Source organism: Paenibacillus sp. J31P190 (assembly GCF_059692075.1).
Window position 1 is genome coordinate 42,876 of sequence record NZ_JCAUAS010000022.1, and the last position, 23,363, is coordinate 66,238.

Below are 23,363 nucleotides of genomic sequence, written 5' to 3' on the forward strand. Positions count from 1 at the left end.
GAACAAGGCTAGTTATTATAACTAGCCTTGTTTGAACAGAAGCAAACCTATCGTTCGTAACCGCAACGCCTTTTATACCTAAATTAAGGTTTTTCAGGAACTTTGATTTCGCCGCTAATAATTTTTGCTTTGAACTCATCCACTTTTTTCAAGATTTCCGCGGATACATTCTTCTTGGAAGTTTCAGGAAGGCCTACGCCATCGTCTTTCAGACCGAGTGTAACCACTTTACCACCTTGAAATTTGTTGTCGATGATGTCTTTGGAAACACGAACAACTGCTGTGTCAACACGTTTCAACATGGAAGTCAGTGTAACTTCATCGCCGAACTCAAGGGATTGGTCTTTATCTACGCCGATAACCCAAACCTTTTTACCGTTTTTCGCGCGGTCTTTCGCTTCGTTGAATACACCATTGCCTGTGGAACCAGCTGCATGGAAAATTACATCAGCGCCATCGTTGTAGATCGTAGCTGCTGCCGCTTTACCAAGGTCTGGCTTGTCAAAAGCGCCTGTATAGTTAATTTGAACTTTAGCATTTGGATTAACCGCTTTAACGCCAGCTACGAAACCAGCTTCAAAACGTTTGATAACCGGGATGTCGATACCGCCAACGAAACCGATTTTGTTTGATTTCGTTGTTAGACCTGCAACTACCCCAACAAGGTAAGAACCTTCTTGCTCAGAGAATGTTACGGATTCTACGTTTGGAGCTTCAACAACATTATCAATGATCGCTAATTTAGCATTTGGGTTTTGTGTTGCTACTGTTTTAAGTGCATCGCCCATCAAGAAGCCGATACCCCAAGTTAGGTTGTAGCCGTCTTTAACGAATTGGTTTAAGTTAGGCGTGTAATCTGCATCGCCTTTACTTTCAAGGTTTTTCACTTTAACGCCTGTTTGTTTCTCAAGCGCCTTCAAGCCTTCCCATGCGCTTTGGTTAAAAGATTTATCGTTGACGCCACCGATATCGGTAACCATTCCGATTTTGAAGTCTTTACCGCTGTTGTTGCTTGGTGCCGCAGAAGCTGTTGCAGCTGCAGAAGTAGCTGGAGTTGCTGAAGCCGCCGGTTTCGTTTCTTCTTTTTTGGCACAGCCGGAAAGAGCTAATGCAGAAACCGTTACAGCCATAAGAGCTGTTGAAAGCATTTTCTTCATCATTATTACCCCCATAGGATCAATTAATTTAAAACCATGAAATCTCACATTGTAGGTTGACCAAAATTAGTTAAATTATGTAAGACTGGCTATAAGCATGAGTGTATCATTTTGAAACCCAAGATAAAAGCGATACACCAGCAAAATAACATAATTCGTTATGTCATACAAGTTGACATGACCTTTTTGTAAGTCCCTACAATATAGGTTCCAAGCCCCAATTATTTATTATACTACCACTGGTTAATAAAATCTAGATTACCCTTTGTTAATTTTATCGTTCATAAGTCTCATGAATTGTTCGGGTCCTAACGGGCTGCTGAACAGCATTCCTTGCACTTCCGTACACTGCAAAAGTCTCAAGTGCTCCAGCTGTTCTTCTGTTTCGACACCCTTTGCAATTAAATTTAGACCTAGACGGTGAGCCATGCGAATTATGGCAGCAGCCAACAGCTGATTCTCATCGTCGTCTACTAAATCCCGAATCAATGTGCTATCCAATTTTACGCTATCGAGCGGCATACCTTCGAGCCCACTTCGTGTAAATAGACCTGTACACAAGTCATCCATCACGATACGCACTCCGAATTTCTTCAGGATAATCAATTTCTCGCTAGCCTCTTGTACATTGGAAGATGTGATACTTTCCGTAAGGTCTAGCTCCACCAACATCGGATCGATACCTGTTTCTTTCAAAACAACGGCAATTTCTTCAATAAAATGCTCATCTTTAAACTGCGAAGCCGTTACTGCTAGAGTCATTCTCAGCGGTGTGTAGCCCTCGTCCTGCCAGATTCTCATCTGTCTGCACGCCGTTCGTACAGCCCATTTTCCGATAGGTATCATGAAACCCATTTCCTCGGCCGCTTTCTTCCAATCCATACTAGTTGCGAGGAGGTTGTCTCCCTTACTCCAATGAATGATCGCTTCCATTCCGATTAATTTCCGGTTTGTTATTTCATATTGAGGCTGATATAGGATTTCAAACTGATTGTTGTCTATGGCCAATCGGAGCTCTTTCTCCATGTGAGCTTTGCTCTTCACCATGGCATCGATGTCAGAGGCATAGAATTGGAACTGGTTATGCCCCCGATTCTTGGCCGCGTACATCGCTTCATCTGCATACGCCATGAGCTGATCAGGCAGCTTACCGTCTAACGGATACAACGCTATCCCTATACTAGCAGTTATGGTTACTGGCATTCCATCTAGGATAAAAGGCTCTTCCAGAGCCATTTGAATTCGGGAAGCTACAACTCTTGCATCTTCAGGCTTTGCAAAAGATTCTAGTAATATAGTAAACTCGTCGCCACCTTGGCGGTACACCGTATCCGATCCACGCAGGCAGCCCAGCAACCGTTCTGCTGCAAGGCGAATTAAACGGTCACCGTAGGCATGACCTAATGAATCGTTGACATCCTTGAATCTGTCCATGTCCAAGAACATAACAGCCGCCAGTTGTTCATTACGCTGCGCATGCAGGAGCGCCCGCTCCAACCGGTCATTAAACAATCGGCGATTGGGTAATCCCGTTAAAGTATCATGATAGGCCAGAAAGGCTAATTGTTTACTCTTTTCTTCCTGCTCTCTACTAGTAAGAAGCAGTTGCCCTACACTCTTCGCAAAAAATAGACAGATTAGTGTTTGAACAAGCACACTAATGTAAACGTAAGGCGAAAAGGAGAAAGAAGAAGCAGCAAGTAGATTAATGGTCAACAAAAAGAAGCCCAGTACGCCCAAATAGACCAACGTTTGCGCTTTCATATGCTGTATCCACTTAGAAAGTATGCCTCTCATTCTTGAACCTCCTTATTTGATAAAAAAAAGGCTATTCCGAATCGGAATAGCCGTAGGTGTACCTGTCTAGGTAAACTGCAACCTGTCGGCAGCCCAGCCATCATTGTTGCGAGGGCAACCTTAGATCTGCAGCTTTGCGTCCTTACCTTTCGATAAGTTTGCCTTTTACGATATTAAGGGAATAAATGGGACTAATTAACTATATCATATTCATTCCACATTTGGCTATTTTTCCTCAAATAAGCAAGTTAAATAGCTTGGGGTCCTTATTTATTTCTATATAGCCATAATCCTTCTGAGATAGGCGCTCAATAAGACCTTCATAATCATCTTTATTTTTGAGCTCAATGCCGACCAGTGCTGGAGCATCGTCCCTATTATTTTTTTTCGTATACTCAAATCTTGTAATATCGTCTGTGGGTCCTAAGACTTCTTCCAGAAATTCGCGCAAGGCCCCAGCACGCTGCGGGAAATTAAGGATAAAGTAGTGCTTCAAGCCTTCATACACGAGCGATCTTTCTTTAATCTGCTGCATACGGTCAATGTCATTGTTGCCGCCGCTGATGATACAAACCACATTCTTACCGCGAATCTGTTCCCGATAGGCATCGAGTGCTGCAACCGGGAGTGCGCCAGCCGGCTCAATAACAATCGCGTTATTGTTGTAAAGCTCCAGAATGGTTGTACATTCCTTGCCGGAAGGAACAATTACGATATCCTCCAGCTTATCTTTACAAATCTCAAAGGTAAGCTCGCCCACCCTTTTCACAGCTGCACCGTCTACAAACTTCTCGATCGTGGATAAAGTCACGACCTTCCCCTGCTTGAGCGCTTCCGTCATGCTTGCCGCGCCCTCCGGCTCAACACCGATGATGCGCGTTCGAGGAGAAACACTATCCACATAAGTCGCAACTCCCGCTGCCAAGCCGCCTCCGCCAATCGTCGCGAAGATAAAGTCAGGAGATTCGGGCATTTGATTCATAATCTCGAGGCCAACTGTGCCTTGCCCAGCAATTGTACGGACATCATCAAAAGGGTGTATGAACACTTTATTCTCTTGAGCACAATACGCTTTGGCATGGTTAGAGGAGTCATCGAATGAATCACCCGTGAGAATAACTTCAACAAAAGATCCGCCAAATAACTTAACTTGGGAAATCTTTTGTCTAGGCGTTGTCGTCGGCATGAAGATTTTGCCTTCAATACCGAGCTGCTTACAGGAATAAGCCACACCTTGCGCATGATTGCCAGCGCTCGCACACACGACACCCGCTTCTCGTTCCTCCGGTGTTAAGCTTTGAATCACATTATACGCTCCACGAATTTTGAAAGAACGGACAATTTGCATATCTTCACGTTTAAGATAAACGTTGCATTCATACAAGTTAGAGAGCAGCTCATTGCGTTGCAACGGCGAAGGTTCGATCACCCTGCTGAGCACATGATTGGCCCTAATAATATCTTCCAAACCTACTTTACTGGAAACAACCATTTTCTCTTACTTCCTTTCTCCGCATTGTGCAATTAAAGTTTTAAAGATTATTGTAGCACAACTCTGTCCGCCTGTACGAAAATAATATTGGCAGTGCTTTTTCCTGTGTTTCACTTCGTGCCCAGCAGGGTATTACATAGCAATACAACTTCAAAGGAGTGGTTCAAATGTCGACTCATCGCGATATCGATATCGAAGAACGCCATGTGGAGAAAAAATCGGATTCCAGTCTAGTAGCTTCTACTTTCATCAAATATGCCGCTTACGTCGTCATCATCTTCGGCGTCCTGTATTTCCTAGTTCGATATGTATTCCCAATGTTCTAGAGCTAGGACGCAAGGTCCTTATCAGAGAAGGCAAGATAACATCTGTAGCCATCTCAACCACAAGAAGCCTCAAACCCACTCATAAGTGGATTTAGAGGCTTCTTTTATTGGTTATGAGAGGAGTTAACTAACTCCCCTCAACAGCTTGTTTAGTAATAGTAACGAGGCTGCTCCTGCAGCTCAGACCGTCTTTGCAAGAAGCGGTAGAAGGCGCTGGCCGCCTGTGCTTTCGTCACTTCTTGCTGAGGTACGAATTGTCCATCGTCTAGTGACATAATGTTCAGCCCCACCACAATAGCTGCATCCCCAACATGCTTAAGCTTAGCGGCATCTGCGAAATTGCCATTGAAGATGCCATCGAACTTCGTCAGGCTCTTGTAGCCGAGCGCCTTCACGATCAGCTGTGCCATTTCTTCCCGATTCATCGCAGCTTCTGGATTGAAATCAGCACCTACATCTAGTAAACCGCGATCAACCGCATTTTCAACATAGGCAAAATAAGGAGAAGATTTGCTCACATCGGCAAATGATGCCTTCCGTTCTGCCCCGTAATAAATACCACCATTACCGCCATTCATGGCAATAACGAGCATTTTGACTAACTCACCGCGTTGAATGGTTTGATCTGGATTCACTTTGCCATCCTTCACGTCCAGCGCTTGATAATCAAGCATAAGCTGAAGCTCATTTTTAGCCCAGTGATTGTCAATGTCGCTTACTGTCACTTTGTCCAAGGACATCACATCACCTGTTTCACTATTCCGCCATTGACCGGTTTGCGCATCTAAAAGGAAAGGTTCACGGTTGAACTTGGGAACGAGTGAATAGACAAGCTTTGCATCTAATTTCCCGTCTGTCTTCAGATCCATGGATTGCGGGACATCCCCAGCTGCGACCATCACTCTGTATTTCTCCAGTGGAATTCCACCGATGAACCCGCTGCCTTGGGCCACATAATTTAACTTGATGTCAAACTGCGCGAGCCAAAGATCCTTGGCTTTATCAATGGCCAGCACCTGCGGCTTTTGCTGTGGATACGGCAGATTGCTGATGGAGAAGTGATAACCAACAATTTGGCCGGTCACACGATCGATACTTACCGTTACTTCTTCATTCCCGGCATTTACACCATCGATCACGCGTTTAAAACTAATATCCCAATTGCGCATATGCTTCAGCTGATCTTCGGAATAATTCTTAGCCGATTGTACTCGAAGCGACAACTGATCGGTATAAGCAGGAAGCTGCTTTTTCACAAAATCAACACCGGTTGTTATCGCATCTTCCAAAGCAATTTTACCTTCTATCTCTTTATCGGCGTCAGGACCGTAAGGGATGTAGCTGCTGAAATTTGTAATCTCTCCTGTCTTGCTGTTCACGCTAGCCCATGCGCCTTTACCGACGATTTTAACTTTGGAATCCTTCTCAGACGCCTCATTCCAACTTAAATTCCAATTTGAAATGGTTTCCCCTGTTTCAGGGTTGGTCGATTCATTATAGGATGCTTCTTGGATTTTGTAGTCGGAGGACAGGTTGAAAACCGTTGTCACTTTCTTAATCGCCTCTTCCTTAGTCAGGTCCAAGGTAGCAGGCGGCTTAGCAGCCAGTGGCTTGTCGGTTAAGGGCTTATTCCCCTCAGCATCTTCCATCCCTTTGACTGGGCTCCAGACCTCACCAGTTTCTGCATTCAAGGAAAAGCCGCCCAGCATGTAAGAAATAATCGGCAATTTCTTGCCTTTGGCACCGTATGGAATCTGGTAAAGCAAAGAAAGATTCGCCTTATCGCGGAACATTTGGGCAGCTTTCTCCTTAGAAATCGGCGTTACATTTTGCTGAAACGTGACATTGTCATCCCAATTATAGTTATAATTCGTAACCTGTCCTTCCCCATTGACGACCACACTAATACCATTCGGAGTAAAGGGCACACCGCCAACAGATCGATCGAACCGAATATTATACTGGTAATTACCATTCAGCGGCGTTCGAAATGCATTTTCCTCTGAATCATTGTAAACAAGCTCCTTCTGCTTCTCTGGGTTCACTTTACCAATGAAGGCAGAAGCGGCTTCCTTGGCAGCTTTGAAATCCACCTTCGGCGGATAGCTTGGTTTGTGCTCAGGGTCATTGTCATACATGGAAAAGGAGGTCAACGTTCCGTCCAGGCTGTTAATCGATACGTTCAAGGAACCGTAATTCCGATCTTTCACCATTTTGGTGTAATTAATGTTCCACGTCGGGAAATTCCGGCCATTCATGCTATAATAAGCATTTAGACTAATAGATTGAAATGTATAGCCTTCCGGCAGCGTTATGTAGGTCTTAGCTCGTTCAATGGCTTGTTCTTTGGTAATTTTGGCGTCCAGCTGCTTATCATCTTTTCCTGGAAATGCAGGTAGTGCGGGCGCTATGGACGCGCTTCCTACAGCAGCTTCAGCCCAAACCCCAGGCGCAGCAGTGAGCAGCAGTGTCGAAGCGAGTACCAATGTTCCTGCTTGTTTGATTAATTTCAAAGTCATCTTCCTCCTCAGCTTTTTACGTTCCACAAAACAGCTTTAAATCTTTAGAAGCATAGAGATTCCATAATAATCCTTGACGTGTAAAACTGGAAAAAAGTTGCTTTAAAAAATCGATTATTGCTTTATATTTTTATTTACACGAAATGTCACTAGATCGAAACGGTTTATGGCTAAAAAACTAGGATTGCTCAACAAAAAACACATATCTGAGCACCCTTTTATCGAATGCACAAACATGTGTAAAATTTCACTGCAATTATTATAATACAACAGGTTATGGCTTATCTTGATTGGGTGTTCTCTTTGCTAAGTGTATGCATTAAATCCTGCATTTCACCTTGCGTCAAATTCCGCCATTTACCAACCTTCAAATTGCCCAGATGAATATGCATGATCCGAACCCTCTGCAGACGCACCACCCGATACCCGAACGCTTCGCACATCCGGCGAATTTGGCGGTTAAGCCCTTGTGTGAGAATGATTCGGAAAACGCGGTCACCAACTTGGTAAATCTCACAAGGCTTCGTCATCGTGCCTAGAATTCGGACCCCGCTAGCCATTCCTCGCAAAAATATCGGTGTAATCGGTCGATTGACTGTCACGATGTATTCTTTATCATGGTTGTTCTCCGCTCGCAGAATCTGATTCACAATATCTCCGTTATTGGTTAGAAGGATAAGCCCTTCGGAATCTTTATCCAGTCTGCCGATCGGAAAAATGCGCTCTGAATGCCCGACGAAATCAACAATGTTGCCTCTGATATGAGCCTCTGTTGTACTTGTGATCCCCACAGGCTTATTGAGTGCAATATAAACATGCTCCTTCTTCTCGCCAATCGGTCGACCATCGATCCGAACCTCATCCCCAGGACCAACGACGCTCCCCAGCCCGGCAACCTCACCATTAATCGTAACGCGCTTCGCCTCTACCCACTTGTCCGCTTCCCGTCTGGAGCAAACACCGGTTTCGCTAATAAATTTATTAATTCTCATGCTTGGGAAATTCCCTTCTATGCCGTAATCAATTACCTACTATTATGCTGGATTCGCTCACTCGGTTCAAGTAGCGTTCAAAGGGATCGATGCAGGGAACATATTGTAATAAAAAGATCGCCCCTCACACTGATCATTCCAGATGGCGCGGGGTGATCTATGATGGTTCTATTTCGGTGATGTGGCGCGAACGACACGCAGTTGCTTTAGCATCTCTGCCGATAAAGGTCGAACATAGGCATAATTCCCCTTTGGAGCAGCCCCTGCAGCTCTACCTGCCTTGAAGCCTCCAGTTCCTGCAGGAATGGCTACCCGCAAACCAAACGTATTCAAAACGCTTGCAATCGGCGTACTAATAGAACGAGTACCGCTGCCCGCAAAGTTCAAAGCAGCCGCAAACCGCCCACTCATCCAGACAGAGCCTGAATCGCCCGGCAAAGATATGTTATTAGGTGCTGTAATCAAAGTCTGATTGCGGAACTGTAAAGTGGCATTGCCAAGCTCACGGTAAGGCCCCACATTAAATTGCATACCAATACTTTCGACAGTACCAAAAACAAGACCGGTTGTACGCCCTGATTTAAAAAAACGGTCACCGACACTGTAACTTAGTAAATGACCTTGTGGAACAATCAATTGGCCCGTTGAGCTGACCAAGTATCTCGGATTCAGTAAACTGTTGGAAAAAGGCTGCGCTATTGCGGCATCCATGAAGTTAGGACCCGTTAAATTAAAGGGAACAAACTGCACTGGCGTGCCGACCCGATCTGTTACGGCCCGACCTCCATCTATAGCCCCCGGTTGAATAATGTTAGCGCCGAATCTGTTCGCTCTGATAAGAACGTGGTTGTTGCTCAAAATAAACAATTGTCCATTTCTAATTACGATGAGACCGCATGTCCCTGTACCGGCATTCTCTCTACCGATGCTGGTTCCTCCTGGAATCGGGCGAATCCTGCTGCGAAAAAGTGTCGGGCGTATTCTTTTTATCGGCGCTTTCATGTGCCGTTTCATCTTTTTCAGAGCTGCTGTCGCATGTGGCTTGAAGGGTCCGGCTGTAATAAAGCGAACAGGAATGCTTGCTCCAATCATCTTTCCGATACTTTTACTAATTTCTGTAATGGCAGCATTTTTACTTGTGTACACGATAATAGCCGCACCACGAGCGGGTTTATCAGGGTCCGCATACCCGACACCAGTACCATTAATCCCAGGCCGGCGCAACAAGGGGAAAAGTCTATCATTTTGCCTCAAAGCCTCATAGAAAGTCGCCATTCGCATTCTCCTTTATTAGGGGATGCTATCAATTTATGTCGACTCATCTGAATTCGACTCTTATATTAACCTAGTATCTATTAAAAAGTTGATAGATTCCTGCCCCTTCTGAAGAAAGGGTTCAGGACCGGTGAAACCGTTATGACAAGAGAATACAAGGCAAGGCAAGGCAAGGCAAGGCAAGACAAGACAAGACAAGAGAAGAGAAGAGAAGAGAAGAGAAGAGAAGAGAAGAGAATGCGAGCATATCTCGAGGAATTCCACCCCGAGTGTGATAAGCGTATAATAATGATAACCAATAATGAAATAAGGGGGCACCATCGTGCATATTCTCATACTAGGATCCACAGGTAGAGTAGGAAGAAGAATTATGGAAAAAGCACTAGCGGACGGACACGAAGTCACTGCACTTGTTCGAAGCCTAGAGAAGCTCACAGGGATTCACTCCGAAGGCTTAACCATTCTTCAAGGGGACGCTCGGAACGGAGAAGATCTACAGGCAGCCCTCCGCGGAGCGGAACTGGTCATAAGCTGCCTCGGCACCGATGGCGGAACGGTGCTGACCGAGTTCACGCCTCTACTTATAGAGGCTATGAAGACGCACGGCGTGAGCCGATTAGTCACTGTCGGTACAGCCGGCATCCTGCAAAGCAGAGAGCATCCCGGCTTGCTGCGCTATGAGGCGCCGGATTCCCGGCGCTCATCAACTCGGGCTGCCGAAGAGCACCGCAGAGTGTGGGAGCAACTGGCCGCTTCGGGCTTAAGTTGGACAGTCGTCTGTCCAACTTACTTACCCGACGGCGAGCCACAGGGACAGTACCGTGCCGAGCGGGACTATTTGCCCGATGGCGGGATGTCCATCTCCGTGGGCGACACCGCGGCCTTCACCTACCGAGTCGCTCTCAATGGAGAGTATGTGGGCTGTCGTGTGGGGATTGCTTATTAGCGTTCGCAAAGATGCAAAACAACCTACGCCCCAGCGACCTAAGCTTATGATTACACGTCCGTGTAAAGTTGTACTTTGTACAACTTTAGGCAAGCTAATCCGCTGTTATCCACGTGATTGTTGCAAGAAATACAACAATTTCAGCCTAAAATAGCTCATTTGCCTATAAACCGGCGAAATTGTTGTAGAATATACAACATCCTTAGCATTCCAAGAAGAAATCAAATAAATTGTTGTACGCAGTACAACTTGCCTTTCCAATTCTCCGTTTCTTCAAAAAACAAGCAAACAAAAACGCTAGGAAAACATAATTACTGACCGAATGATTATGCATATCCACAATCTCACTTAGCCTAGCTATATCCGTAGCTAACTCTCCTAAATAAGGTAATCCTCATCACCTTGCCACCTAACCCCAAAAAAGACGAATGGAAGCCAGTTAAACCGGCCTTCCATCCGTCTTTTTCTGTACGAACAACTAGTACCCTCTGTTTCTTCCCTTCGCCAATGCCTGGATGTTGATCCATGAAACGACGATCCCAATCACACGGAAAAGGTACCCCGCTACAGGAATAAAACTCAAGAAAGCCATAGCAATATTGATGACCGTCTTTGTCGTGGTCCCATTGCTTGTAAGTAAGGCAAAAACCAGGTTGACAAACACGAGCGGGATCACCCACGAGCAAGACCACAAATATACAAACGGAATAAGACCAAGCAAGTATCCGACAGCAATAGCAATTTCGGACAGCAGCTGAAGCAAGTTTAACAATCGAATCGTTTCTGGACGCATGATGCTCCTCCATTTCAAATAGGGAAATATTAGTTATTGTAGCATAGCGCCGACAGATAGTCTTTAGTGCGGTTAAATAGCCTTGTCCTTAGTGGAGTTCATTCTAGTTCAGATGCTGCAATTACCGAGAAAACCAATGCAGTTTGCACTTTGTAATGAGCTCATCATCTCCATATAGCTAATAGGCTGTTTCCCTTTTATATTGAGTGTCTAAAGCATACGTAGTATGCTTATAATAACAAAGAGACGGTGCGACCAACACCGTCTCCTGCACAGGCTTGGGTGTGAATACCCTCCGAATTGTAGAGTTAGTAACCCACTAGGTCGTCAACCTATACGAGTGGGTTACTTTCGTTTATCGATGTATGTCAATAGCGCAAGTATATAAAGCTACCGAACGCAAGCATGATTATTACAAAGTCTACCATTCGGCAGGCTTTTTCTTTACCTCAATTTCCTAAAGGGTAGTGAAACTATTGCTGATCAAATTCTAGAAATACGCAACCAATCTGTACGATCAATGATACGAAAACTGCAACATTTCATATACCGTTTCTCAGAAAAGCAAAAGCCAGCCTCCGGACAATAGGTCCGACGGCTGGCTCCCTACCCTACAACACGCTGCGCACTTCGCTTTCAGCGGCCGAGGCCGTTTCCGGATGTCCCTGCTGCAGCTGGTACATCTGATAGTACCGACCGAGGAGCCCCATCAGCTCCTCGTGATTGCCGCGCTCGACGATCTCGCCATGGTCGAGCACAAGAATCTGGTCGGCGCTTTTAATCGTCGACAGGCGGTGGGCAATGATGAAGGTGGTCCGTCCCTTCGAAAGCACTTCGAGCGCGGCCTGAATGATGGCCTCGGTCTCCGTGTCGATGGAGGCCGTCGCCTCATCGAGGATCAAAATCGCCGGGTCGAACGCCAGCGCCCGGGCAAAAGAAATCAGCTGCCGCTGCCCGGCAGACAGCGTGCTGCCCTTCTCGATCACCGGCTCATCGATGCCGTGCGGCAGGCTCTTGAACATCTCGTCTGCGCCAACCTCGCGCAGCGCAGCCTCCACCCGTTCCCGGGTGATGGACGGATCGTCCAGGCTAACATTGGACGCGATCGTCCCTGTGAACAGGAACGGATCTTGCAGCACGATGCCCATATGCTGACGCAGCAGCTGTTTGGGCATCTCCCGCACATCGCGGCCGTCCACCGTGATCCGGCCTTCGTTCACATCGTAGAAGCGGAAGAGCAGGTTCAAGATCGAGCTTTTGCCCGATCCGGTATGTCCGACAAGCGCCACGGTCTGCCCTTGTTTGGCCTCGAAAGTAATGTCCTTAAGCACATCCTCCCCTTCTTTGTAGGCGAAGCGAACATGCTCGAACTTCACATTGCCCAGATAGCGATCTGATTTCTCCGCAGCTACGTCGATGCCCTGCTCATCAAGCAGCTCGAATACACGGTCAGCGGATACTAGCGCACGCTCCAAATTCGGCAGCTGGTTGACAATCCCGACCATCGGATGAAACATCCGATTCAGATAATCGACGAAAGCGTAAAGTACACCGACGGTAATCAATGTATTGATTGAACTGCCCCCAACATACCAGATCAAACCGAAGAAGAACAAATTCCGAACCACATTCATCAGGTTATGAGAGGTCAGCGAGTTCAAGCTAAGCAGTTTATTCTGATATCTCGTATATTCATCGTTCAATTGTTCGAATTCTTGGATCGTTTCCTTTTGCCGGCGAAAAGCTTGAATGATCGTCATGCCTTGAATTGCCTCATTGATCATCCCATTGATCGAGCCAATCCGTTCCCGAATTTCATGATTATAGAAGGAGGCATATTTACGGTAAACAAGGATCCATACATAAAGCAGCGGAATAACAGGGAGTGTGAATAAAGCTAATCTGTAATCTAGAACGAATAATGCCGCGATGATGCCCACAATATAGATCGTACCTGTAAAAAAGTTCGCAAGCACTTGAACATACAGGTCCCTGACCGACTCCGTATCATTTGTAATCCTCGATACAATTTTACCCGCAGGCTGATTATCAAAATAGTTGATCGGCAGTCGCTGAATTTGTGCAAAAACATCACTTCTCATGCGCTGAATAATCCGATTCGCCGCCGATTGAAGTAAATATTTTTGTCCATAGGTAAAGCCCGCACCAATAATGATTAACAGTAGATACAAGCCTGCAAGTTTCATTAGACTGTTAAATTCCGGTTTATAGAACGTGTAAAGCTCTTGAATACTCAGCGTCTTAACCGTATACTCCGCTTTTTCAGTCCCCTGTGTAATTGAAAGCTTACCATCGTCGGCTAGTTTGCGTACGCCATCAAAGGCGATCGGCTGATCAACCCATACGAACTGGCTGCCCACCTGCAAAATGCGAACTTCCTTCCCTTTCGGCTCGCCTTCTGCAAAGTTGTCACTTCGCTTATAAAAAATCCCATTCGCCGGGACTGCCTTGCCAGTCTGTGTCACAGACGTTGTCTCGTACCACGGCTTCTCGATACCGAGAATGTGTGTATCAATCATCTGTCTCGCGATAAAAGGTCCTGCCAGCTCCGTTGCCACCGCGATCGATAAAAATAGCAGCGCAATGAGCAGGGGCTTTTTGAATAACGCCGCGTATTGAAATAACCGCTTACCTGTCTGTTTCAGGGTTCTCACCTTCTTTTCATTGGATATCTATTTACTAAGCCTTTGTCTGCTCTTCTAACTGCTGACGGTCATACTGCTCTTTATACCAGCCGCCGAGCGCGACAAGCTGCTCATGCGTACCTTCTTCCACGATATACCCCTCATCCAGCACAAGAATCCAATCCGCGTGTTGAACAGCGGAGAGTCGGTGCGTTGTGATGAGTGTCGTTTTGCCAGCTCGTTCCGACCGGATGCCGCGAATGATTTCAGCCTCTGTTTTGGCGTCTACCGCAGATAGCGCATCATCTAGCATGAGAATTTCGGGGTCTACATAAAGCGCCCGCGCGATCGAAACGCGCTGTTTCTGGCCGCCGGATAAGGCAACGCCTTTTTCACCTACCAACGTTTGAAGACCTTCCGGTAAGAACTCTACGTCCTTGCGGAAAGCAGCTAGCTCAAGTGCCTGCAATAGCTCTTCCTCCGTTCCTTGGCTGCGTCCAAACATGATGTTCTCTTTCACTGTTTTGGAGAAAAGAATCGGCTCTTGCGGCACGTAACCCATCCAGCCATGAAGAGTGTCAATGGTTAACTTCTCAATTGGCGTTTCGGATATAGCAATCGCACCTTGACCTAATGGGTACTCTCTCAGCAGCTGTTTAAGCAGCGTTGTTTTTCCGCTTCCGGTACGTCCTACAATTCCGAGCGTCTGTCCACGCTGCAGATGGAAATTAATATTCACCAAGTTATCAATAGAAGAAGAAGGATAGCGGAAGGTTACTTCTTTAAAACTAATCGAATTCGGCAGCAGCAGTGTCGTCGCTTTTGGGTCTTCTTTTACATCCGGCTTGTAACCAAGTGTTTCATTCACCCGATCGAGGGAGGCATTCCCGCGCTGCATAATGTTCATTAACTCACCAATTGCGAACATCGGCCAGATCAGCATCCCTAGGAATGTATTGAAGGACACGAGCTCTCCGAGCGTCAGTTCACTGTGAAACACCAAATATCCGCCGTAACATAATCCGATTAAGTAGGAAATGCCTACTAGGATTTTGACCGTTGGTTCAAAAAGGGCGTCGATCACCGCAACTGCAATATTTTTGCGATATACATCGTCTGTCATTGTTTTGAAGCTTTGTTCACTGGCTTTCTCTTGTACAAAAGCGCGAATAACGCGAACCCCGGCAATCGTCTCCAATACCCGATCATTCATTTCTCCAAAGGCATTCTGAGCGAGCAAGAATCTCTCGTGGATACGCCCCCCATAGATCGTAATCGCAACTGCCATAATCGGCAGCGGGAGAATCGAAGCGAGAGTCAGCTTCCAGCTAATGAAGAAGCCCATCATACTTAGGATGGTAAGCATAAATAACGTCGAGTCTACGAAGGTCAAAATCCCAAAGCCCGCTGTCGTCGACACCGCCTGCAGGTCATTCGTTGCTCTCGCCATCAGATCACCCGTGCGGTTGCGCTCATAGAAGGTAGGCGTCATCCGCAGCAGCTGCCTCATCAACCGGGATCGAAGAATACGCTCCAGTACGAATGCTCCGCCAAATAGCTGATACAGCCAGACGTAGGATAACCCATAACCTGCTACAATTAACGCTCCCCAAAAAGCGAGCAATTGGATCAATTTACTGCCCGTCAAAGTTCCCATGTGTATGCCATCAATCGCGTAGCCAATCAGTTTCGGTGGGATTACATCAATGATTCCAACAATAATAAGCAGTCCAATGGCGATCGTATAACGAATCCAATTCATTCGGAAAAACCAAGCTAACTTTTTTAATACCGTAAACATGTAGTGATGTCACTCCTCTCAAATGGTGCTGTCCAAAATGACCTAAATCCACACAAAAAAGGCACACCGCACGCAGCGATATGCCTTCTATGAAACAGAAAAGCGCTCGTTACGAACATCTTCGTAACCCGCGCTTTTAATTAGCGTATGTGAAGGGGCGGCAGCAGCCGAACAAGCACAAATCATGCGCTTCCGGCTAACAATCGGGTTACAAAATATGAAATTGTATGGTTGTTATCTGTAAATCTGCGATGGGCAATAGGATCCATAACCATATCAATCATTTTTGAAACCCTCCTTTAGTGTTGTTGTAAGTAGGCTTGCATCGTAAGTGTTTTCTTTTCCAAAAGTTGTATATTCGTGCTTACAGAGGTGATCTTAACATCCTTGACGAGTCTGTGTCAACCGGATAGAAAGACTATAAACGAACTATCTTACCTCGACATTTCAGATGCATTTACTCGCCTTTTAACCCCTTAGAATTGTCACACATGTTTCAAAATATGGCGGCATATCCATAGTATATAGGTTCATAGCGCATAGGGCCAACGCTTACGAAGATAGCTTTCCTACGGAAAGCTTTAAGGGGAGTGGATGTGCATGGTCGATCAAGTGTTTGCTCTAATGGGTTGGATTGTCGTTTTTGGAGTTATTATTGGTGGAGTCATCGCTGGCATCGCGCGCTTTGTCGAAAGGGATTCGATACAGTACGACATGATATTTTTGTGGGAGCACCGTTATACGCTGGAGGAGCTGGAGTTGGTTCGGGATAAGTAGCTCTGACTCTGACCATTCATAACAAAAAAAGGGCTATCACAAGGCTGCAAGCCTTTGGATAACCCTTTTCATTATTTCGCCGGTGCTACTGTAGTCGTCGGTGCAGTAGAAGCTGCTGGAGATGCTCCTGGTGATGCAGCTGGAACAGCCGTCTTGGCCGGAACTGGTTTATGTACCATTTGTCCGCCAATGTGCCCTGTATAGCCAACAAGGATAACTGCCGCGAGTGAACCAACCAAGTAGATTGGATTACGACCCAATTCTTTCTTTTTCCAGATCAGTAAGCCAACACGTACAATCGCTAACACGATAGACAAAAACATCGTTAATTTCGCATAAAACTCATGCGGAACCACTAGAGGATTACGCCATGGGGACGGGCCTGTCAGGACACTTGCGATAGCCCCAAGCGCACCCACAACTAGGCAAAGCATACCAGCGGAGTGCCATTCACGTTTTTTCACGATAATTGCGATTAAGTCAAAAATAAAGCTAAAAACAAGAAGTGCGATGGGTACATGTGTTACGATGTAGTGTAAATTTTTCAAGATATAATCCATTAATCTCTCTCCCCCATATTAAAAGCTATGTATGAATTCCCACTACAAAGTGTAGTTTTGGATATCCGAAAAGTCAAGACTTTTCTGCATTTTTTGTCGAAGCCCGTCAACTTATCTGACATGGCTCCGACTGCTGCATGTAATCCATTAGTATCAAGGTATCCTATCTTAGATAAGTCCCACAAGTAAAATAATTGTTAAGAGCGAAATGAGCAGCCGAACGAAGGGCCATTTGAATGAGATTTTCATCTGTGGATCGAGAATATGCATGATGCGTACATTCATTGATGTTTCGGCGAATGAGGCGTGAGATAAGGATACATGCGGTGCTGGTGATTGTTTGAGTAGTTTGAGGAGAGCACTGCCTAGATGTGCAGACTGGTTCGTTTGTGTAATGGCATACTTGTCTGCCCGAAGTTCAATCATAATGGGGTATTTATCTGCCATCCAAGCGAATATCGGAATGTACCACATCGACTTGGATATCATCGAAAGCAGGAAGATCGCGAGTGGATCTCTGTGCCTCATATGGCACTTCTCATGCTCAATAACGGCGCGCAGCTCGTTAGGTTCCAGCATGTCCATAAGCCCAGAAGATAAGATCACCCGCGGCTTCCAAAGTCCTATCGTCATCGCGATGGGAGCTTTGTATGAAATGATCTGGAATTGACCTTCGCCAAGCTGAAATTTATTGCGGTACTGCTCTGATAGATGAGAGTCTTGATACATCTCTACGAGCTTCATCGCTTTAATGGAGCCGAGGGCATGCCGACCCGAGATCCAAAGGATTGCACTAAACGAGTAAAGGATAAGAGCGTTCACCACATTCCAAGCAATGGGTGCAGGTACATGAAGATCTTTGAATAAAATAACACACAAATCAAATATATTATATAACGATTTCCATTTAAAAATATGTTGAAGAGCAAAGAGTAACATCTGTCCTAAAATAGCCCCCGATAACGCAAGTGACGCTGCATATAACCATTTAAACCGTGTTTCCATCATTGTTATCGATCCTTTTTGATATCTTTAATTTTTTGTTCCAGCTTGTCAAGCAGATCGGGGTCTACTTTATCAAGCGCATCCACCATATGGGTGACTGCCAAAGAACCAAATTCTTCGATAAGGTCAAAAGTAAGCTCTTTGGATTGGGTTTCCATGAACTCATCTCTCGTAACGACGGGTTTGTACTTAAACGATCTTACAACGGATTTCTTTTGCAGAATTCCTTTGTCTACCAAGCGATTCATAACGGTCATTACGGTATTGAAATTAATGATTTTAGCTTGATCCAACTTCTGTTGGACATCTTTAATCGTCATTTCAAGGGAGTTGGTCCAGAGAATTTCCATAATCTTTGCTTCTAAGGGGCCGAAAAAGCGGTTAAGTCCGCTTCCTTCATATTTAAAGTTTTGCATTTTCATTATAGTCACACTCCTTACATAAGAAATTGTAGATCGCGGTAGATGTGAAGTCAAGATCTACCCAAGTTTCGTAAGCGGCAGGCTTTGACAGCCGGAAAGAAAAGACTTATAATACTTACATATAGTAAGTAAATAAATATTTTATAGCGAAGGGGCTGCTACTATGAAAATCCAAGTATTTTCAGCTGAGCAACAGGGTGTTGGCGCTTTTGACGGAGGAAAGTTCCTGGAACAACGAGCTATCAGCTTTCCGGGTGAGAAAACGGCTGTTGACCGCGTCGGCTCCTTATTCTACTGGGCATGGGGCAAGGCTTCCGAAGTATCTGAGATCGGTATGCATCCTCATAAAGCGTTCGAAATTGTCACCTATGTCATTGATGGTCTCGTAGAACATAAAGATTCCCTTGGTTCCTTGGAAACAGTGACAAACGGCGGTGCGCAAGTCATTCAAGCCGGTTCCGGCGTTTATCACGCGGAGGCGTTCCGCAGAGCAGGCAGCGAAGCGATGCAAATCTGGTTCGAGCCGCACCTTAGTGAGACCGTGAAAAAGCCTGCCACTTACCATCAATATGACCATGAGAAATTCTCAATCAGCCAAAATGGCGGAACAACGATGAAAACCGTAATAGGCGGAGATTCTCCAATTAAGCTGGATACGGACGTTAACATGTACGATTGGAGCCTTGAGCCTGGTTCCGAGTTCAGCTACACACTTACGCCAAGCCGCCCGCTAGCCTTCCTCGTTATTCGAGGGCAAGGCACAAGTGAGATCGCTGCGGAGAAGCTTCAAGCATGGTCCCATAAAGACTTCGCGATAGTCCAAGCTACTACGGAAGGTGAAGCTCTTCACCTGAGAGCTGATAGCAATCAAGGCTTGCGTATCATTGCTATTGAAGTGCCGGAAGATCCGGGCTATACGTTATATCATAAATAAGCAGCAGATAAGCAAGAAGCTGTTCCAAAAACTTCCGCAATAGGGGGCTTTTTGGGGCAGAGTTGTTCTTAACGGAACGACAAGACGCTAAAGTGGATGAAATGCGCTGAAAGTTGAATTAGCGGAACGAGAGGGCGTTATTCGATGAAATTTGGGTGATTCGGAGCTAAAAACAATGAAATAGCGACTGTACGTTCCTCATTTGCTGAATTAGCGCATATTTCACGTAAATGCATCTATAGTTTCCCCTTAGTGGAAGCATAGTAGATGACTGCCTGCACCTATCCATGAAAAAGCTGTACTTCTTATGGATTTATCATTTTGGTGTCAGCCCCAATCCGCAAAACATCTCAATTGAATGTAAAAAGAGGCTGTCCCAAAAGTCATAAAAAATGACTGAGGGGCAGCCTCTCGTTTTTCTAAAACAAAAAGAAACCGTTCTTAGGTAATACGGAGGAGTCTCTCTTAATTATTGGTTACTCTGGAGCCTTGCCTTTTCCTCGTTTAGGGATTGGACGGCTTGCTGCACGGCTGGTGAATCAGATTGATCCGTCGCCTGCTCTAGCGCTCTTTCCGCATGATTGATTGAATTCTGAGCCTCTTCGATCGTCTGCGACGTTGGATGAGACATGGCACGAGAAACGGCTGCGTGAACATTATCCACCGAGTTTTGCGCTGAGGATATCGGATTTTGTGATTGTAGACTTGAATCAGGCTGTGTCATGGTGATTAATTTCCTCCTCTGGGGTTAATTCGTTACACCCGCTATGTTGAGGCATTTGCTCACATTTTATACCTTCTATTTGATTCTCTTCCCTCTAAGCTTCGTCTAACAGCCGCGAAAAGAACAAAGGATATACTGGCGCCAAGCCCATTCAATATCACATCATCGACATCAAAACTGCCTACCCGCAGCAGCATTTGCAGCAATTCCAAGCCTACAAGAGGACATCCGAAGTACAGGAGGAATGTACCGTATCGTATTGCGGAGCGAAATAAATAAGGCAGTAAAAAACCATAAGGAAGGAAGACCCCAATATTGCCAAACAAATTGATGATCCAAGTCTGGCTAGAAAACGAATCAACATGCAGCACATACATACGGATTGTCCGAAAAGGGACAACATTGTAAGCAAGTGAACCTGTAGTGTGCATATGCCGCCCGAAGCCTAGAAACATCCAATACAGCAAAATGCTCGTGTAGCCTATGAAAAGCAGCCAGATGAGCGTCCGAGCGAGCTTAATATTCATGTGTAAGTATCCCCTTTATGATGCAGCTAAGGCTAACAAAGAAACCTCCCTTCAGCCTGGACCGATGAGAGGTTTCTAGATTAGCGCAGCTCTATTTTTTCACACCATCCAAAAATTTGAACGACTCAAAAGCCTTATTGAGCCGAGCCTGATTGGCTTCGGTGCGGACCGCATCATCCATACGGAGCGTTGCCGTGTAAGAAATATTATTTTGATTGAAAATATAGATCGTTTCCTTGTAAGGAATCTTGGCGCTTGCATAGCTGATCTCATACTTTTTGGCTTTCACATCACCGAAAAGTGAGATTTCCTCATCGGTAAACGTATAGTCATTATCGTTATCGTGACTTTTCTTCTGAGCGGCATCTTCCTCTTTAACCATCTCTTCGTAAGTCGTTTTCGTTTCTGCACCTACGCTTAAGTACCCGCCTGTGAAGAGGAACGTCTTATTCACTTGATCTTTGTTATCGTACGAGTTGCTGCTGGTCCAGATCTCTGGAATTTGCAGTGCATATTTAAACTTCTCATTTTTGTAAGTAACTGTACGATTCGGATCCATGAGTTCATCCAGATCTTGAATGAAGCCAAGCTCTTGATCCATGCCGTCTTTGTCCACTTTGATCGTATCTGTTAAGGTTTTCAAGAGATCCTCTAGAGAAGCCCCCTCTTCTTCTTGCGGATAATTCACATCCACCTCATATTTGTACTTATCCTTAATAAAAAGGAGGGAAAAGCCTGCGCTCCACTTACTCCCTAATGTACTCGCATAGGTCACTTTCAGAGCAGGCACACCAGCAAGAGTTAGCTCCTCGGGTTCTTCCATACTGCGGTATTTCGGCGCATATGAAGCTTCAAACTGCTTACGCTGCCGCTCCGCCCACGCTCCCAATGTATCACCGGATGAGGCTGAGGTTACGCCGACATGAAGTATTTGGGAATAGTCATCATTAAAGAAAGAGGAGCCGCCTGTATAACCGCCTTGCTGCCAATTGGAAGGCAGATCAAAGGATAAGCCATACTCATTCGTGTAGGATGTATTGCCGCCAGAGTAGACTGAAATGTCTTTAAGCGACTCATCTTTTTCATTAAAGGAAAGCTTAAAGCTATCCAAAAGATCGTTGTAGCTATTCTGCTTAAAATTGTTATTGTAATGCTCTTTCGATACAAATAATTGCACCGTATATAAGTTGCCTTGGTGAAGGTATCCACGGGTCTGGATATAGCCCTCATCCCCTGAACGACCAACAATTTTGGCATAGGGATTACCTTCACGCTTCACATATTGACGCTCCAAAATAGTTGAAGCCGCGCCGGAATAATCATCCTCATCGTTGCCTGCCAATCTGTTCAGAAGTGCTGAAGGTGACAGCTCGTCGCTTTGATTGCTCTCCACTTTAATTGACAGGGAGAAATCCCCCTTGGCATCCACGAAACTGACGGAGTCGCCATCATCGGACTGATGACCTTTCACTAAGCCCGCCGGGTATTTCATGGACCATCCGTAGTGGCTGTCGCCGATTTTCGTTTTGCCGCGGTCCGCATCCAGGTAAGAACCCTCAGCGTCCTGCGAACTTTTCATTTCCTGTTGTTGCGCCTCTCCGAGTGTAACCGATTTCGATTTGGTAGCATTACCAGATTGAATGGTTATTTCGATCGTTTCACCCGGCAAATACTTCTTAATCGCCTCATTATAATCCACCAGCGTCTTCACTTTACTTGCACCGATCGATACGAGTAGATCATCTTGCTGAATGCCCGCCCCTGCCGCTGGTGAATCGGGATCTACGTAGGCAACTCTTAAGCCCGTAGAACTCGGTAAACCAACAACCGCTTCCCAGCTTTCTTCCAGCTCCAGACCGAGATAAGGGCGTTTTACTTTGCCGTAAAGCTGAAAATGCTTTAATACATATTTGACGGTATCCACTGGAATCGCGAACCCCAGATTTTCGACGCCGATATCCGCATATTTCATCGTATTAATACCAATGACTTCGCCGTTCATGTTGATCAAAGCGCCCCCGCTGTTACCAGGATTAATGGCCGCATCCGTTTGAATAAGCTGATATTGCGAGTTCACAGAGCGGTCAAGCCCGCTGACAATCCCAACAGTGACGGAGTTCCTAAGGGCAAAAGAAATCGGAGTCCCGATTGCCGCAACGGTTTCGCCCACTTTAATATCGGAGGAAGAGGCGAATTTCGCAGGCGATAAGCCGGTGGCATCGATTTTGACCAAGGCTAAATCGCTCTCCTCGTCGATATTCGTTGCACGTCCGCTATAAGTTGTACCGTTCGACGTAACGACGGCGATATTCTTCATATCCTTGACCACATGTGCATTCGTCACGATGACGCCATTCGATTCCACAATGACACCCGTGCCGTGTGCGAGATTAAAGCGGTTCTTGTCTAAGGATTTATCCGAATCAGATGAAGGCTTTCCGATAATGGCTACAACGGAAGGTGATGTCTTCTCAATGACCTTCGGAACCTCAGCATTCACCTCGGCTGCATAAGATGGCGCAGGACCCTGAAGAGAAACAAGTAAGAAGGCTGCGAGCAGCACGGTGATCCCTTTTTTCGTAAAAGTATTCCAATTCCCCATTGTTGTGTTCCTCTCTTAACAAAAGATGGCAATAGCTAGAATCTAGCATAATTAAGATAGAGAAACAAT

Annotated in this window: 19 protein-coding genes and 1 riboswitch; of the genes, 4 read left to right on the forward strand and 15 right to left on the reverse strand. The window is 45.7% G+C overall.

Annotation, left to right across the window (positions count from 1 at the left end; genetic code table 11):
* Nucleotides 1-83: 83 nt before the first annotated feature.
* From AC58U0_RS28775 to ilvA, 3 genes are all read right to left on the reverse strand, one after another.
* Entirely contained in the window at nt 84-1,157 is a 1,074-nt protein-coding gene (locus AC58U0_RS28775; protein ID WP_497382274.1) for a BMP family lipoprotein, read from the reverse strand.
* Nucleotides 1,158-1,415: 258 nt separating this feature from the next.
* Nucleotides 1,416-2,954, reverse strand: coding sequence for a putative bifunctional diguanylate cyclase/phosphodiesterase (locus tag AC58U0_RS28780; RefSeq protein WP_497382275.1), 1,539 nt, complete (start codon nt 2,952-2,954; stop codon nt 1,416-1,418).
* Nucleotides 2,955-3,038: 84 nt separating this feature from the next.
* Nucleotides 3,039-3,127: riboswitch (cyclic di-GMP riboswitch) on the reverse strand.
* Nucleotides 3,128-3,189: 62 nt separating this feature from the next.
* Nucleotides 3,190-4,446, reverse strand: coding sequence for a threonine ammonia-lyase IlvA (gene ilvA, locus AC58U0_RS28785; RefSeq protein WP_497382276.1), 1,257 nt, complete (start codon nt 4,444-4,446; stop codon nt 3,190-3,192).
* A 167-nt stretch (nt 4,447-4,613) separates the two neighbouring features.
* Here ilvA and AC58U0_RS28790 point away from each other — a divergent pair, with 167 nt between their 5' ends.
* Entirely contained in the window at nt 4,614-4,772 is a 159-nt protein-coding gene (locus AC58U0_RS28790) for a hypothetical protein (RefSeq protein WP_164484190.1), read from the forward strand.
* 149 nt (nt 4,773-4,921) lie between these two features.
* Here the strand turns inward: AC58U0_RS28790 and AC58U0_RS28795 are convergent, their stop codons facing one another.
* The 3 genes from AC58U0_RS28795 to AC58U0_RS28805 all read right to left on the reverse strand — a co-directional run bounded on the left by AC58U0_RS28795 (nt 4,922) and on the right by AC58U0_RS28805 (nt 9,558).
* Complete coding sequence (locus tag AC58U0_RS28795) at nt 4,922-7,285, reverse strand: S-layer homology domain-containing protein (protein WP_497382277.1); 2,364 nt, start codon at nt 7,283-7,285, stop codon at nt 4,922-4,924.
* Between the two features lie 287 nt (nt 7,286-7,572).
* A complete protein-coding gene (gene rluF, locus AC58U0_RS28800) occupies nt 7,573-8,283 on the reverse strand; it encodes a 23S rRNA pseudouridine(2604) synthase RluF (RefSeq protein WP_497382278.1) in 711 nt (236 codons plus the stop codon).
* Nucleotides 8,284-8,451: 168 nt separating this feature from the next.
* Nucleotides 8,452-9,558: a chymotrypsin family serine protease gene (locus AC58U0_RS28805; RefSeq protein WP_497382279.1), complete on the reverse strand. Its 1,107-nt coding sequence runs from the start codon at nt 9,556-9,558 to the stop codon at nt 8,452-8,454.
* 322 nt (nt 9,559-9,880) lie between these two features.
* On the opposite strand from AC58U0_RS28805, the gene AC58U0_RS28810 reads away from it, so the two are divergent.
* The gene (locus tag AC58U0_RS28810) at nt 9,881-10,504 is read left to right on the forward strand and encodes an NAD(P)-dependent oxidoreductase (RefSeq protein WP_497382280.1); all 624 of its coding nucleotides are present in this window, start codon (nt 9,881-9,883) and stop codon (nt 10,502-10,504) included.
* Between the two features lie 478 nt (nt 10,505-10,982).
* On the opposite strand, the gene AC58U0_RS28815 is transcribed toward AC58U0_RS28810, so the two are convergent.
* The 3 genes from AC58U0_RS28815 to AC58U0_RS28825 form a co-directional block, all read right to left on the reverse strand.
* Nucleotides 10,983-11,297 (reverse strand): hypothetical protein, encoded by a 315-nt coding sequence (locus AC58U0_RS28815; RefSeq protein WP_497382281.1) that lies wholly within the window; start codon nt 11,295-11,297, stop codon nt 10,983-10,985.
* Nucleotides 11,298-11,908: 611 nt separating this feature from the next.
* Nucleotides 11,909-13,963, reverse strand: a complete 2,055-nt coding sequence (locus AC58U0_RS28820) for an ABC transporter ATP-binding protein (protein ID WP_497382346.1) — start codon at nt 13,961-13,963, stop codon at nt 11,909-11,911.
* Between the two features lie 34 nt (nt 13,964-13,997).
* A complete protein-coding gene (locus AC58U0_RS28825) occupies nt 13,998-15,743 on the reverse strand; it encodes an ABC transporter ATP-binding protein (protein ID WP_497382282.1) in 1,746 nt (581 codons plus the stop codon).
* Between the two features lie 600 nt (nt 15,744-16,343).
* On the opposite strand from AC58U0_RS28825, the gene AC58U0_RS28830 reads away from it, so the two are divergent.
* Nucleotides 16,344-16,520 (forward strand): hypothetical protein, encoded by a 177-nt coding sequence (locus AC58U0_RS28830; protein WP_156389933.1) that lies wholly within the window; start codon nt 16,344-16,346, stop codon nt 16,518-16,520.
* A 71-nt stretch (nt 16,521-16,591) separates the two neighbouring features.
* On the opposite strand, the gene AC58U0_RS28835 is transcribed toward AC58U0_RS28830, so the two are convergent.
* The 3 genes from AC58U0_RS28835 to AC58U0_RS28845 all read right to left on the reverse strand — a co-directional run bounded on the left by AC58U0_RS28835 (nt 16,592) and on the right by AC58U0_RS28845 (nt 18,507).
* The gene (locus AC58U0_RS28835; RefSeq protein ID WP_497382283.1) at nt 16,592-17,080 is read right to left on the reverse strand and encodes a DUF2231 domain-containing protein; all 489 of its coding nucleotides are present in this window, start codon (nt 17,078-17,080) and stop codon (nt 16,592-16,594) included.
* 168 nt (nt 17,081-17,248) lie between these two features.
* Nucleotides 17,249-18,088 carry a M56 family metallopeptidase gene (locus AC58U0_RS28840; protein ID WP_497382284.1) on the reverse strand — a complete coding sequence of 280 codons (840 nt, stop codon included), beginning with the start codon at nt 18,086-18,088 and terminating at the stop codon, nt 17,249-17,251.
* A gap of 2 nt (nt 18,089-18,090) precedes the next feature.
* A complete protein-coding gene (locus tag AC58U0_RS28845; RefSeq protein WP_057302806.1) occupies nt 18,091-18,507 on the reverse strand; it encodes a BlaI/MecI/CopY family transcriptional regulator in 417 nt (138 codons plus the stop codon).
* A 163-nt stretch (nt 18,508-18,670) separates the two neighbouring features.
* Between AC58U0_RS28845 and AC58U0_RS28850 the strand changes: the two genes are divergently transcribed.
* On the forward strand, nt 18,671-19,441 hold the full coding sequence (locus tag AC58U0_RS28850) for a pirin family protein (protein ID WP_497382285.1): 771 nt from the start codon (nt 18,671-18,673) through the stop codon (nt 19,439-19,441).
* 469 nt (nt 19,442-19,910) lie between these two features.
* Here the strand turns inward: AC58U0_RS28850 and AC58U0_RS28855 are convergent, their stop codons facing one another.
* The 3 genes from AC58U0_RS28855 to AC58U0_RS28865 form a co-directional block, all read right to left on the reverse strand.
* On the reverse strand, nt 19,911-20,165 hold the full coding sequence (locus tag AC58U0_RS28855) for a hypothetical protein (protein ID WP_497382286.1): 255 nt from the start codon (nt 20,163-20,165) through the stop codon (nt 19,911-19,913).
* Between the two features lie 59 nt (nt 20,166-20,224).
* Complete coding sequence (locus AC58U0_RS28860; protein ID WP_497382287.1) at nt 20,225-20,692, reverse strand: VanZ family protein; 468 nt, start codon at nt 20,690-20,692, stop codon at nt 20,225-20,227.
* 91 nt (nt 20,693-20,783) lie between these two features.
* Nucleotides 20,784-23,294 (reverse strand): trypsin-like peptidase domain-containing protein, encoded by a 2,511-nt coding sequence (locus tag AC58U0_RS28865; RefSeq protein WP_497382288.1) that lies wholly within the window; start codon nt 23,292-23,294, stop codon nt 20,784-20,786.
* Nucleotides 23,295-23,363: the final 69 nt, after the last annotated feature.